9 protein-coding genes are annotated in these 13,632 nt (G+C 48.2%); 5 read left to right on the top strand and 4 right to left on the bottom strand.

Translation table 11 applies throughout. The features are described from left to right. Nucleotides 1-135 precede the first annotated feature (135 nt). From C6W44_RS10530 to C6W44_RS10540, 3 genes are all read right to left on the bottom strand, one after another. Complete coding sequence (locus C6W44_RS10530) at nucleotides 136-1,602, bottom strand: protein adenylyltransferase SelO (RefSeq protein WP_105245483.1); 1,467 nt, start codon at nucleotides 1,600-1,602, stop codon at nucleotides 136-138. Between the two features lie 121 nt (nucleotides 1,603-1,723). Then, the gene (locus C6W44_RS10535) at nucleotides 1,724-2,902 is read right to left on the bottom strand and encodes an acyl-CoA desaturase (RefSeq protein ID WP_199774521.1); all 1,179 of its coding nucleotides are present in this window, start codon (nucleotides 2,900-2,902) and stop codon (nucleotides 1,724-1,726) included. Between the two features lie 469 nt (nucleotides 2,903-3,371). After that, nucleotides 3,372-4,133 carry a glycerophosphodiester phosphodiesterase gene (locus C6W44_RS10540; protein WP_227526421.1) on the bottom strand — a complete coding sequence of 254 codons (762 nt, stop codon included), beginning with the start codon at nucleotides 4,131-4,133 and terminating at the stop codon, nucleotides 3,372-3,374. Between the two features lie 347 nt (nucleotides 4,134-4,480). Between C6W44_RS10540 and C6W44_RS10545 the strand changes: the two genes are divergently transcribed. Next, the gene (locus C6W44_RS10545) at nucleotides 4,481-5,446 is read left to right on the top strand and encodes a hypothetical protein (RefSeq protein ID WP_105245488.1); all 966 of its coding nucleotides are present in this window, start codon (nucleotides 4,481-4,483) and stop codon (nucleotides 5,444-5,446) included. A 105-nt stretch (nucleotides 5,447-5,551) separates the two neighbouring features. On the opposite strand, the gene C6W44_RS10550 is transcribed toward C6W44_RS10545, so the two are convergent. Further along, nucleotides 5,552-6,163, bottom strand: a complete 612-nt coding sequence (locus C6W44_RS10550; protein WP_105245490.1) for a cob(I)yrinic acid a,c-diamide adenosyltransferase — start codon at nucleotides 6,161-6,163, stop codon at nucleotides 5,552-5,554. A gap of 198 nt (nucleotides 6,164-6,361) precedes the next feature. Between C6W44_RS10550 and cysS the strand changes: the two genes are divergently transcribed. The 4 genes from cysS to glmM all read left to right on the top strand — a co-directional run bounded on the left by cysS (nucleotide 6,362) and on the right by glmM (nucleotide 13,623). Then, nucleotides 6,362-7,822, top strand: a complete 1,461-nt coding sequence (gene cysS, locus C6W44_RS10555; RefSeq protein ID WP_105245492.1) for a cysteine--tRNA ligase — start codon at nucleotides 6,362-6,364, stop codon at nucleotides 7,820-7,822. A gap of 319 nt (nucleotides 7,823-8,141) precedes the next feature. Then, the gene (locus C6W44_RS10560) at nucleotides 8,142-10,103 is read left to right on the top strand and encodes a mechanosensitive ion channel family protein (protein WP_227526422.1); all 1,962 of its coding nucleotides are present in this window, start codon (nucleotides 8,142-8,144) and stop codon (nucleotides 10,101-10,103) included. Between the two features lie 438 nt (nucleotides 10,104-10,541). Further along, nucleotides 10,542-12,014 (top strand): IMP dehydrogenase, encoded by a 1,473-nt coding sequence (gene guaB, locus C6W44_RS10565; protein ID WP_105245496.1) that lies wholly within the window; start codon nucleotides 10,542-10,544, stop codon nucleotides 12,012-12,014. Nucleotides 12,015-12,252: 238 nt separating this feature from the next. Further along, entirely contained in the window at nucleotides 12,253-13,623 is a 1,371-nt protein-coding gene (gene glmM, locus C6W44_RS10570; RefSeq protein ID WP_105245498.1) for a phosphoglucosamine mutase, read from the top strand. Nucleotides 13,624-13,632: the final 9 nt, after the last annotated feature.

Raw genomic sequence — 13,632 nt, forward strand, 5'->3', positions numbered from 1 at the left:
TTATTTCGCTGGTTGATAATGCCAAAAAACCCCATGACATATCAACCTTAATTTCATAATGTCTCAAAATATTACAGTCTATAAAGACCAAAGACACTGTTTTGTGTGGCCTGAGGTGTTAAATGGCTAAACTAATTATGAAGAACAGCTAATCGGCATTTGCGGCGCATGAGGATCGGGTGGCAGGGTATCGAGCTCTGTTGCGATATCCTGTACCTGATAAGGATGCGCAAGCAAGGTAAAGACGCGATCCACTTCCTCAAACTGACCTTGTTCTGCAGCCGTAATGGCTCTTTGTGCCATGCTATTACGCAGCACATAGACAGGGTTGTGCGCCTGCATGGTCGCCTGTGCCTCTGCGAGTTTTGAAGACTCGATGAGGCTAATATAACGCGCTGACCAATCTTGCCACACTTGCTGCGCCTCAGGGCTTAACTCAGCAGTCATGGTGGTCAATAATTGATGCTCATATGGATAATCCTCTGGCGCCAGCAGGCCAAGCAGCGCCCGAAAGCTGTTGGTGTAGTCGAGTAAGTTGTCTTCTAATAGAGTCAACCACTCAAAAGCCACACTGAGGCTCTCGCTTCGATGTGGCAGTCCAAGCTTTTGACACAGTCCTTGCTGATAGTGCTGCATAAACGTCGCTTCATAAGGCGCTAAGCAATCAGAAAGCGTCTCACGGGTGACGCCGTCCAAACGCATAAAGTGCGGCAACCAAACGTTTAGGTTCCAATGACCAATCGCTGGTTGGTTTTGATAGGCGTAGCGTCCCGTATGATCAGAGTGATTATTGATCCAAGCAGGATTAAAGCGCTCCATAAAACCAAACGGACCGAAATCCAAGGTGCTGCCAGTGATGGATAAGTTATCGGTATTCATCACCCCGTGGGCAAAGCCGATCAATTGCCAGTCAGCAATCATTCGTGCCGTCCGCGCAACGACGGCTTGCAAAAATGCGAGCACAGGTATCTCGCTCTCGCGGCACTCTGGATAATAAGTATCAATCATATAGTCGGTAAACTCACCGAGCAAATCAGGGGCAAAGCTTGCGATCCACTCGACATGACCGAGGCGAATATGGCTGTCTGCCACCCGCATCAGTGCAGCGCCAGCCTCCATGCGTTCGCGGCGCACACGTGTATCAGAAACGACAAAGCCCAAAGCATTTGAGGAAGGGATGCCAAGCTGGGTAAGTGCGTGACCGCATAAATACTCGCGAATGGTACTACGAAGGACCGCGCGCCCATCTCCCATACGCGAGTAGGGCGTCAGACCGATACCTTTGAGATGTAAGTCTTGTCGCTGCTCATTATGATCAATGACTTGCGCCATAAGCAGCCCGCGACCATCGCCCAATTGCCCCGCCCACTGACCAAACTGATGACCAGCATAAGCCATGGCCAAGGGTCTAAACTCGGCAGGCACATATTGTCCGCCTAGGATCTCGACCCAGCGCTCCATTAACTCTTGATCAGTTGACCAGCCTAATTGCTCAGCGACTTGTGAGTTGAAGTGGCCGGCACGCGGGTTGTTAAGAGCGCTTGGCGGCTGCTTATGATATAGACGCGGATCTAATTGGGCATAGCTATTTTGGTAGCGCATAACGGCTTCCTATTTTTTATCGATAAATTGAGCAAAAAAATCCCCCTAACTATAACAGTTAGAGGGTAGGAGAAAAGTAGCAATTTTTTAAATACTAGTTTTAATACTAACTTAGTAAAAACTAAGCGGCTTTTTTGCTAAGACCGATTGAGCGAAAAGCAGTTTTTAGGTTGCTATTATGCTCAAGGATTTTTTGTTCAATCTTTGCATAGTCGTGTTTTAGCTTGTCATCTACTTCATGCAAACGATCAGCATACTCAGTCTTTTTTAGCTCAATGGCTTTGGCTTTTAGCGCTTTCCACTCTTCAACGGTCTGCATAAAGGCATCGTATTCAAGCTTAATACGATCTTGAAAGTTTTTCATCGCATGAGGGATGTCGATGCCACCTGCCATCGCCGTCTCGATCTGCTGCTGGGCTTTTTTAAACTGCATTTGCACTTCAGCATGCTTGATGGTTGTGTCATCGACCGTACGCAGCTCACTGGTCAGACCGATCTTTGATAGCCCTGCGATCAGCCATTTGGTTGGGTCATACTGCCACCATTTGACACCATTACGATAGTCGTATTGGAAGAAGTGATGGTAGTTGTGATAACCCTCACCCCATGTAAATATCGCCAAAAAGAAGTTGTCACGGGCACTGTTGGTATCGGTATACGGGCGCGTACCAAACATATGACACAAGGAGTTGATAAAGAAGGTAAAGTGATGCGTCAATACCAAACGCAGCAAGCCTGCAATGATGAGTGTGCCCCAAACATCCCCTAATAGCCAACCAATCGCAGCGACCATACCGACGTTCATAGCAACCACCCACAAGCCATAATACTTATGCTGGATTTGCAAGACGCGATCTTTGGTCAAGTCGGGGATGTTTTTGTAATCGAACTTACCACTAGGGTAGTTGCGTAGCATCCAGCCAATATGACTGAACCAAAAGCCGCGCTTGGCAGAGTATGGGTCATCCAAACGATCATCGACATGACGATGATGGCTACGGTGCCCAGATACCCAGTCAAATGCTGATCCTTGTACCGCTAGGGTTGCGCCAAACAGTAAAAAGTTTTTGACAATAGGATGGGCTTTATACGCACGGTGCGACAGCAGACGGTGATAGCCTGCGGTAATACTAAGGCCAGTCCATATCATAAAAGCGCCAAACACGCCCCAAACTGGTGCGCTGACGTCGTGAGTAAACAAATACCACGGCGTGATGATCGCAGCCGCAATCGGAGTGGCGACTAAGATAGTGGCTGGAATCCAGTTGATCGGCGCTTTGGTAAACTCAAACTCACGCATGTCGATACTCGCTTCTTGAGACCCTGCAACTGGCGCATCGATATGTGCATAGTTGCGCTTGGCAACTGGCTGCTCACCGAGCAAGCTTTTCGTTTTATTTTCATTAAAGCGTGTGATTTGAGTGCTGGCGGTCTTAACAAGCGTGTCACCAGATTTGATAGCGAAACGTAAGCCTTTAAGCGGTAAGCCAAGTGCTTTTTTTGCAATCATATAACATCCCTAATGGTATTCATTTAAGCGTCTATAGTACCCTAAAAAAACAATAAAGTGAACACTTATGCACTATAAAAATATTGCTAAATAACAACAACTTGTATGGATTATAGAATGGATGGGTCAAAATAGCGATAGACTTATCAGACATGAGGGAGAAGTGTAAGTGTTACAGCAGATATGTACAAGAACCCATGTCTCAGAATTGAGGGAGAGTCAGAACCTACAGATAGAAAGTTAACAGCGCAACCGTAACCTATTGTCGGCCCAATACCTGACTGGGGAAGTCGGTGATGATGACATCAACCTGCCAGTCGATCAGCTGCTGTATGGCGTCGATATCATTGACCGTCCACGCACTCACAGGCAAGTTGTAACGGTGGCTATGAGCGATGATGGCTCGACTCAGCAGCGGATGATGCACGCCCAGCTGTACACAGCCCAACTGCAAAGCAGTATTGGTCGCGGTAGCCAGTGCTTCGGCGGTGCGAATGAGTAAACCTCGCGGTAGGCGTTTTAGCTGCTGATGCCGCTGCAGACGCATATGCAGCTCGGTGTCAAAGCTGGTTAGTACAAGCGGTAAATGAATCAGCGGCGTGTCAATCAGATCGCGCGCCAGCGCTTGGATAAGGGCGGTATAATCGGTGCGCTCATGGGTCTTGATCTCAAGCTCAATGACAGAAAACTCGTGCAACGTCTGGGCGATACTCGCTAGGGTGATAATAGGATGACCAAGCTGTAGGTGTCGTCTGATCTCCGCTAGAGTCAGCTGAGCAATACGTGACTGCTGGCCACACATCCGCGCCAAATCTTCATCGTGAAAAACCACTAAATGACCATCAGCGCTTAGCTGGACATCGAGCTCTACACCAGCCAAACCATGGTTTTTTAGACGCCCGATATGCTGAAATCCAAGTAAGGTGTTTTCTAAGGCTTCACCGCGCGCGCCGCGATGACCGAGTAACAGCGTGTTTTTAAAGTTTATCATTAGATACAGTAACGAGTGTTTTAGGCTCATCATATCGCCTGAGATAGGCGACGTCTAACAACATTTACGACTGCTATCTGAGCAAATGCCGAACCAAAATGAATCAAAATGGTGGGCGCTAGAGTTGACCTTTAATGAATCAAAATGTTCGACACGCCCTATATAAATATGTCATTGTTATGTTTTTGCAACCAAACGCAGGTTTTGTGGCGAATGAAGGACGTTATTTGTATATCCATGGCAGACACTAATGACCATTTCATCTAAACACCGTATAATAATCTGGTTTTAACCGCTGGCAGCTAGGGTTTTGGTTTGAACATCAATCACTGTCCGTCAGTGACGGTACGAATTAGTAAATTGGGAGCAAAATACATATGAGCGTAGCAAATAAGAGTGTGAGCAAGTGGCAAAAAGTGGCTGGTATTGGCGTGGTATGTGGTTTAGCGCTTGTCGGCTGTGATCGCTCAGAAAAAGAAGAGACGACAGAGACCGCTGAGCTGACAGAGCAAGAGGCTGCCGCAGAAAACGCTGCTGCTACCGCGGTCAGCTGTGATGATCCCATGGTGCAAGATCGCCTCAAAACGACACTAAAAAATACGCTCAATCAACAAGCACAGACGCTCGCTGCCAATTATGCAAATGACGCCGAGATCAGCCTTGCAGGCGCTAGCATTGCTGATAAGACCAATGGTGTTGTGATTGATGTACAAAACGCAGCAGTACTACAAGCAGCCAACAGCAATGGCATGACGACGTGTCAGGCGAGCGTCAGTATGACGCTCCCAAGTGAGGATTTGTATCAAGCCAGTCAAGTGCAAGCGGCCAACAATCAGCCAAGCCTGCAATCTCGTCTTGCGCAAAATAACATTCGTATCAATAACAACATGCTCGTGGATGACGCTTTTACCTATGTCGTTGGCGCTCAAGGCGGGCAAGTAAGTACGCGAATCGCAGGTCAGCCCGCGCTTCTCACTGTCGTGGCTGATGTCATGGCAGGCTCTGTGTTTAAGTCGGCGATGGATGCCGCCCGCGCCGAGCGTGAAGCAGAACGCCGCACTGCTGCACAAGACAATGAGCGTCAGTCAGCACCTGTGCGTCAGCCGCGCGCTGCCACACCAGTCGAGCCGATTCGTCCGATCCAGCCTCCTACGCCGCCGACCATCGAGGTGCCAAGTACCAATAACCAAAATGAAAGCGCTGGTACTAGCTCGCCAAGCAGTACAGCAGCCAACAGTGCTGCGACTCCCAGTGAGCCTGCCGCACCTGCGACGCCAAAAGCAGTGCCAAAAGATGACAGCATCGATATGGTCATTATCGAAGATGAAAGCGCTACTTATTAATCCATAAAAATCAGTAATGATAGTGGTTTTTAGAAGAAAGCACCCGCAACGTCTTTACGTTACGGGTTCTTTTTTTGCTTGTATATATCAGATGTCTCGGGCCCGCTACTTATCACTGGCGAAGTTTTGTAACACCTGACTGTCCCAAAGTACCTCAGAGACTTGCTCAGGGTCTGTGCAAAAACGTGCCGCGACAAACAACCAATCAGACAAACGGTTGATTAAGCTGATGGCCGTTGCACGGATTGCTTGCGGGCGCGCTTGCTGTAATAGGACTGCTTGGCGCTCAGCACGGCGACACACACTACGTGCGACATGCAGCTGACTAACCAGCAACGACCCAGTGGGTAAGATAAAGTCTTTTAGTGGCGCTAAGGTAGCGTTCATTGCATCGATTTGCTGCTCTAGCCATTCAATGTGCGTGCTGTTCACGCCTTCATATTCTGGCATGGCAAGCTCGCCACCGATATTAAACAAAAGATGTTGGATAACCGCCAACGCCTCAGAAAGCTCGGACTCGTCCGTCTGCGTCTTAAATACTGATAGAGCGCCTTGCTGCAAGTACGCACGTACCATACCGATGTGTGAGTTTAGCTCATCAATATCACCCATCACGCCAAACAAAATATCAGCTTTGCTCACGCGGCTGCCATCTGCCATGCCGGTGCTACCATCATCGCCGGTACGTGTATATATTTTACTCAAACGGTTGCCCATCTTTATATCCTTAGCGGTTTTTATCGTTCAGTGGTGTTAGTTATGTGCTCATTGTAGTATTTTATGGCGGTTTTCGCTAAGATAATGGGTTAAGTTTTATCGCGCTGCAGAGTTTATGAGTGTCCATGGATCGCTGCGCGTGATTTTTTGTCTGTTTTGTTTGTATTCCACTTAATTTATATCAAAGGCTTTTTAACTATGACCACACCACTTGCCGATGCGATGTCTCAGCTGGCCATTTATGATTCACTGACAGGTAGCAAGCGTCAGTTTGTACCACTCAAAGCAGGACAGGTCGGCATGTATGTGTGCGGGATGACTGTTTATGATTATTGTCATATTGGTCATGCGCGTGTGATGGTGGCCTTTGATATGGCGGTGCGCTGGCTTGCGCAGCTAGGTTATGATGTCAATTATGTCCGTAATATCACCGATATCGATGACAAAATCATCGCTCGCGCGAGTGAAAATGGCGAAGAGATTGGTGTATTGACCCAGCGTTTTATCAATGCAATGCACGAAGATGCGAGCGCTCTAGGCTGCCAGATGCCAAATGCTGAGCCACGCGCGACCGATCATATCGACGAGATGCAGCAGATGATTGGCAACTTGGTCAACAATGACTATGCGTATGCAGGGGATCATGGTGATGTCTATTATGCGGTCGATAGCTTTGCTGATTATGGCAAATTATCTAAGCGTAACTTGGATGATATGCAGGCAGGTTCGCGTGTTGAGGTCGAGACTGACAAGCGCAATCCATTCGACTTTGTCTTATGGAAAGCGGCCAAACCCGATGAGCCGCAGTGGGCGTCGCCTTGGGGACAGGGGCGTCCTGGCTGGCATATAGAATGCTCAGCGATGTCGACCAAATGCCTAGGTGATACCTTTGATATTCATGGCGGTGGTCACGACCTACAGTTCCCGCATCACGAAAACGAAATCGCCCAGTCAGAAGCCGCGACAGGCTGCGAGTACGCGCGTAACTGGATGCATGTTGGCTTTATCAATGTCGATGGCGAAAAGATGTCGAAGTCACTGGGCAACTTCTTTACCATTCGTGATGTGACCGCGAAATACTTACCTGAGACGGTGCGTTTTTTCTTATTATCGAGCCATTATCGCAGTCAAGTAAACTTCTCAGACAGCGCTTTGGATGAAGCGCATAATAGCCTAAGCAGATTATACAACGCGCTAAAATTGGCTGAGCAACAAAAAGGTCAGTCAATCGTAGTCAATGCAGAGCTAGTGGCTAAAGCTTACGATAGTGCTGCTGGACAAGACTTTATCAAAGCCATGAATGATGACTTTAATAGCTCAACGGCGATAAGTGTGTTGTTTGGCTTGGCTCGAGATATCAATAAAGCCGTCAAAGCTGAAGATGTGACGGCAGCATGGCAGTCAGCCCAGCAGCTCAAGGCCTTGGCACAAGTGCTAAATCTCTTGCAGCAGCCTGTACAGCAGTTCTTGCAAGCGGTGACCGGAGAGCAGGCGGATAATGGGCTAGATGATGCTGCTATCGATGCGCTTATCACTGAGCGTCATGATGCTAAAATTAGCAAAAACTTTGCCCGCGCCGATGAGATACGCGAGCAGTTAAAACAGGCGGGTATCGAGCTTGAAGACAGCCGCGCTGGTACCACATGGCGCCGCGCGTAAGCGGATTTGAGCGGACTTATACGACCATACTTGTTTTTTTACATATAAAGTCAGCTTGATGCTGGCTTTTTTTGTACTCAAAATAAATTTAGTCGATCCTAAATAAAGTTGGCATGCAAGATACTATGTGCCACGTGCTAAAGGTGTTTATTGTGCGCGGCGTTGGGACAGCACGCAAGGTAATAAATAAAATATCTATACGCCTTGTACCAAGACCAAACGGTTTTGATACCGCATTTACGGTATTCTTACGCTTGTACGATACGCTTATTTTTTATACAAATTCATACAACTTACGCAACTTACTGGCCGTCGATATATGAATACTTCTCACACGGATGCTGCTGAACATCATCAGACTGACACGGATAGAGTCATACCCTTTATTTGCCATCGCACTATTGGCCATCGGCTGATCAATGACAAGTCGCCGAAGAGCCGGCGCGCTATGATATGGCAAATACTGGTGGTGTTTTTTTTACTGACGCTCGGCGCGGCGATAGAGGCTGTTGCCCAGCCAGATAATTTTGGCGAATACGCCGAGCAGCAGCTAGACTCGATGAGTGATGGCAGCGTCAGTGTTTCTGCGATTGCAGAAGAGGTATTTGACCCCACTGAGCGTAGCGCGGTAGAGCAGGCAGGTGAGTTGCAGGGTGATGCGGGTCTAACGGGCGAATATCATGAGAGCTACTATCTTTTGGATAGACTCAATACCGGCTTGCCGCCGTTATCTAAGCCGCCAAACCTGACCACGCCGCTTGCCACGTTAGAGTTTTTTCAGTCGGCAGTGATGAAACAGCAGTATGACTTGGCCGCTTATGCGCTGAATATGAACCTGATCGACCAAAGGATTCAGCGCAGCCGCGCGCTTGAGCTCTCTAAGCGTTTGGATTTTTTATTGTCCGAAAGAGAGCTGTATGTGTTTGATGATTTGCCAGATCGTCCGGATGGGCTTATTGAGCCGCCGCTGGGTAACAACAGCAGCGTGATGGGCATCGCCAGACGCTCCATTCAGCTTGGCTATATCGACTACCGCGAGCGCCGCGTACCTATCTATTTGCAGCGCGTGAGAGTTGGGGAGGAGGCACCTGTTTGGGTATTTTCCGCACAAACAGTAGGCAACATCGATAACCTATACGCGCAGTACCATCCGGCAGAGTTTGAGCGCTATCTGCCTGCCTGGTTAAAAATACAGTTTTTTAGTATTGCTTTGTGGGAGTTTTTAGCACTCGTTTTGTTTTTTTTGTTGACCATGGGGGCGGGCTGGCTACTGAGTAAGGGCACTGAAAAGCTCATCAGTCGCTACATGGATGATGAAAAGTACAGCAACTACGTCGGCAGTAGTCATGGTGTGGCAGACCTTGTCAGCAAATTGACGGTACCTTTAACCTTTACCATCAGTTTTTCATTGGTGTTTACCTTAGTGTCAGGGGGCTTTCCTTATCTAGATGCGGTGGCCTCATCGACCCGCCCGCTGATTTGGATTGGACTGGTATTTAGCACTTCATGGCTTGGTATTCGGATTATTAACTTTTTTGCCAATCGCTATCAAGACATGCAGATCGAAAATCTGACCGAAGAGCATTTTGATAAAGAGCGTCGTCGCCGCACCTATGTATCGATATTTCGCCGCGTCTTTATCTTTGTCATGATTTTGGGCAGTATCTGGATTGGTCTTAGCGAATTTACCAATATGGAGGGTCTGGGCAAGACACTATTGACCTCAGCTGGTATCGCGGGGGTGGTCATCGGTATTGCTGCGCAGCCTATCTTGGGCAATATCATCGCAGGGGTGCAGGTGGCGGTGACTCAGCCTGTGCGTATTGGCGATACGGTGATGATGGAGGGGGATTGGACGACGATTGAAGATTTGCGTTATACCTATGCGGTGCTAAAGACGTGGGATGAGCGCCGATTGATCGTACCGATGCGCCGCCTGATTACCGAGGTTGTAGAAAACTGGTCTCATACCGAGGTGCATCAGACTTGCGTGGTCTATCTGTACGTGGATTATGGTGCTGATATCGAGGCCATTCGCGAAAAATTTATTTCACTGGTCAAAGATAACGACTTATGGGATGGTGAGACTGAGCCTGAGATGGTCACGGTATCGCTGAGCGAAAACACCATCAAATTAAGAGGTAGCCTAGCCTCTGACGGCCCGATGAATGCCTTTTATCTTGAATGTCAAGTACGTGAACAGATGCTACATTATCTCTATCGTGAGCAAAAATCATATCTACCCGCTGAGCGTTTTATCATGAAGCAACACGAAGCGTGAGGTGCGCCATCTGTGCTCGATACGCCAGTTAATCTCGTGCCGCTGTCTGAGTGATAGAGTAGATGCGCGCCTGTTTGTATGATATTGATCAATTCTACAAAATAAGCTGATAAATAAGCATGCGAGGTGCCTGCGTATTTGTTATAATATGGCGTTATTTTTACGGGATAAACGAGCGATTAAGAGATGAGTCCGCACTGTATTTGTGCAAATTTATCACTCATAAATCAATGGCAATTTTCAAGTACTGGTGTTTGTTTAGTGATAGAGGGTTTTTAGACAAACAACGACTGGCTCATTGTCTATTATCGAAAGCTCTATGATAAAAAGTCTGCAACACATAAGGCTTTGACTATCGTAAAGTCATACTGGTGATCTTGGTTGATTGTCTTATCGCGAAAATCCCACCCATCAAAATAACCACCACTAGGGGTCTGTATGTTGCGAATTGTCGATGAAGCCTTAACCTTTGATGACGTTTTATTATTGCCAGCCTATTCTGAAATCCTACCAAAAACTGCTGATCTGACCACCCGTTTGACCAAAAACATCACGTTGAATTTACCGCTGGTTTCTGCCGCTATGGATACGGTGACTGAGTCTGAAATGGCCATCACTATGGCGCAGCTAGGCGGAATGGGTATCTTGCATAAGAGTATGGATATCGCCAAACAAGCCACGCAAGTACGCCGTGTGAAAAAGTTTGAAGCAGGGACAGTGGTTGACCCTATCACGGTACATCCAGAGATGACCATTGGTGAGCTGTTGCAGTTGACCGAAGACAACAACATCTCAGGCGTGCCTGTCGTCGAAAAAGGCACAGATAGTGTGGTCGGTATCGTCACTCACAGAGACTGGCGCTTTGAAACCAACTTATCACTGCCTGTCAGCAAAATCATGACACCAAAAGATCAGTTGGTCACCGTACACGAAGGCGAGAACAACGAAAACATCAAGCGTTTACTCCATGAGCATCGCATCGAAAAAGTCATCGTTATCGATGATAACTATCGCCTAAAAGGTCTGATCACAGTCAATGACTTTGCCAAAGCCGAAAACAACCCAAATGCGTGTAAAGATGAGCAAGGTCGTCTACGGGTTGGTGCTGCTGTCGGCACCGGCGCAGATACGCAGGCACGTGTCGAAGCTTTGATCGCAGCAGACGTCGATGTTATCGTGGTAGATACTGCGCACGGCCACTCAAAAGGTGTAATCGAAAAAGTCTCGTGGATCAAAAAGCACTATCCTAACGTTCAAGTGATTGGCGGTAATATCGCCACCGGTGACGCAGCCCTTGCATTACGCGATGCAGGTGCAGACGCGGTAAAAGTCGGCATCGGCCCTGGTTCTATCTGTACCACGCGTATCATCGCTGGTATCGGTGTGCCTCAAATCTCAGCAATCGACAATGTCGCAAGCGCCCTACAAGACAGCATTCCTTTGATTGCTGATGGGGGTATCCGCTACTCAGGTGATATGGCAAAAGCCATCGCTGCTGGTGCATCGTGCATCATGGTCGGCTCGCTTATGGCAGGTACCGAGGAGGCACCAGGTGAGGTCGAGTTGTTTCAAGGTCGCTACTACAAAGCCTATCGCGGCATGGGTAGCTTGGGTGCAATGTCAGGCTCAAATGGTTCATCAGACCGTTATTTCCAAGATGCCAAAGACGGCGTAGAAAAACTGGTGCCAGAGGGTATCGAAGGCCGCGTTCCTTATAAAGGCCCAGTAGCAGGCATCGTCAATCAGTTGGTCGGCGGCTTGCGCTCATCAATGGGTTACACAGGCTCTGCGACTATCGAAGATATGCGTAGCAAACCACAGTTTATCAAGGTGACGTCTGCTGGTATGAAAGAGTCGCACGTCCACGATGTGCAAATCACCAAAGAAGCACCAAACTACCGTGTGAACTAATTTGTTGTCCTACCTACTGTAGGTGCTGCGTTTTTGCCAGATTGCACGACTACAGAGACGTTAAGATACAAACAGCCAACAATGCCTCGTTATTGTTGGCTGTTTTTTTTGTAAAATACCAAAATGGATTATAGCCATAGTAATTACAACAACAGTGATTATAATGACAGTAACAATAATAACAGTAGTGCCGATCCCTGAAACGGCCTTTTACTTTTATATGTGAGGAAGATAAATAATGAGCTACTTTGGCACCGATGGTATTCGTGGAAAGTTTGGTGAATCCCCAATCACACCGGATTTTATTTTAAAATTGGGTTATGTGACAGGCAGGGTGCTAATAGAGAATAATACCAATCCATCGCGCAAGCCTAGTGTGGTCATCGGTAAAGACACTCGCCTGTCAGGTTATGTGATAGAAGGGGCGCTACAGTCGGGCTTTAATGCCGCAGGGGTGGATGTCCATATGCTCGGCCCATTGCCGACGCCTGCCATTGCCCATTTGACTCGCAGTTTTAATGCGGATGCCGGTGTGGTCATCTCCGCCTCGCACAATCCTTATTTTGATAATGGCATCAAGTTTTTTTCGGGCGATGGTAAAAAGTTGACCGATGAGATGCAAACGGCCATTAACGATAAGCTCACCGCCATCATGAGTGCCTCTGAAGCAGACAATAACACCATCATGCCTATTGTGGATCCTGCCAAACTTGGCAAAAACAATCGTATCAACGATGCCAAAGGTCGCTATATAGAATTCTGTAAAGGCAGCTTTCCTTATCAGTATGACTTAGGCCATCTTACTGTCGTCGTCGACTGCGCCAACGGAGCGGGTTATAGCGTGGCACCGAGAGTCATGCGCGAGCTGGGTGCCAATGTCATCGCCATCAATCATGCGCCTGATGGTATCAATATCAATGCTAACTGCGGCTCGACCCATCCAGCAGGCTTGCAAAAAGCGGTCGTCGAGCATGGTGCTGATGTCGGGATCGCGCTAGATGGCGATGGTGACCGTATCGTGATGGTCGATGAAACCGGAGCCTTAGTCGATGGTGATGGGATCCTATACGTGCTCGCCACCCAAGGCGCAGACAAAGCTAAGGGCGTGGTCGGTACGTTGATGAGTAATATGGGGCTAGAGCTGGCGCTCAAAACCGCTGAGATTGACTTTGTCCGTGCAAAAGTAGGCGATCGCTACGTGATGCAAGCGCTTGAGGCCAATGGTTGGATACTGGGCGGTGAGCCGTCTGGTCATATTTTATGCTTGGACAAAAGCCGTACAGGCGATGCGATTATCGCAGGTTTGCAGGTGCTGACTGTCATGCAAGCGCGTGGCCGTGCGCTTAGTGACTTGGTCGAAGGGCTTGACGTGCTACCACAAAAACTGGTCAACGTGCGCTTGTCTGAGATGAAAGACCCGTTTGAGTATCCTGAGCTGGTGGCCGCCTTTGATAAAGCGCGTGCGACACTGGCAGGTCGTGGTCGTTTACTCATTCGTCAATCAGGTACAGAGCCGATGATTCGAGTCATGGTTGAGTCTGACGACGAGATAGAATGTGATGTGCTGGCCAATGATCTGGCGGATCAGATCAAGGCGGTATTGGGCTAATTGATTGAC

Origin of the sequence: Psychrobacter sp. Marseille-P5312 (genome assembly GCF_900291405.1) — a bacterium.
In the GTDB taxonomy this organism is placed as follows: Bacteria; Pseudomonadota; Gammaproteobacteria; order Pseudomonadales; family Moraxellaceae; genus Psychrobacter; species Psychrobacter celer.

What these genes read in the sequence shown, in the direction of transcription:
- C6W44_RS10540 (WP_227526421.1), bottom strand. Translation starts at nt 4,133, where the DNA reads ATGAGCCTAAAACACTCGTTACTGTATCTAATGATAAACTTTAAAAAC.
- glmM (WP_105245498.1), top strand. Translation starts at nt 12,253, where the DNA reads ATGAGCTACTTTGGCACCGATGGTATTCGTGGAAAGTTTGGTGAATCC.
- C6W44_RS10560 (WP_227526422.1), top strand. Translation starts at nt 8,142, where the DNA reads ATGAATACTTCTCACACGGATGCTGCTGAACATCATCAGACTGACACG.
- C6W44_RS10530 (WP_105245483.1), bottom strand. Translation starts at nt 1,602, where the DNA reads ATGCGCTACCAAAATAGCTATGCCCAATTAGATCCGCGTCTATATCAT.
- C6W44_RS10545 (WP_105245488.1), top strand. Translation starts at nt 4,481, where the DNA reads ATGAGCGTAGCAAATAAGAGTGTGAGCAAGTGGCAAAAAGTGGCTGGT.
- C6W44_RS10550 (WP_105245490.1), bottom strand. Translation starts at nt 6,163, where the DNA reads ATGGGCAACCGTTTGAGTAAAATATATACACGTACCGGCGATGATGGT.
- C6W44_RS10535 (WP_199774521.1), bottom strand. Translation starts at nt 2,902, where the DNA reads ATGCGTGAGTTTGAGTTTACCAAAGCGCCGATCAACTGGATTCCAGCC.
- cysS (WP_105245492.1), top strand. Translation starts at nt 6,362, where the DNA reads ATGACCACACCACTTGCCGATGCGATGTCTCAGCTGGCCATTTATGAT.
- guaB (WP_105245496.1), top strand. Translation starts at nt 10,542, where the DNA reads ATGTTGCGAATTGTCGATGAAGCCTTAACCTTTGATGACGTTTTATTA.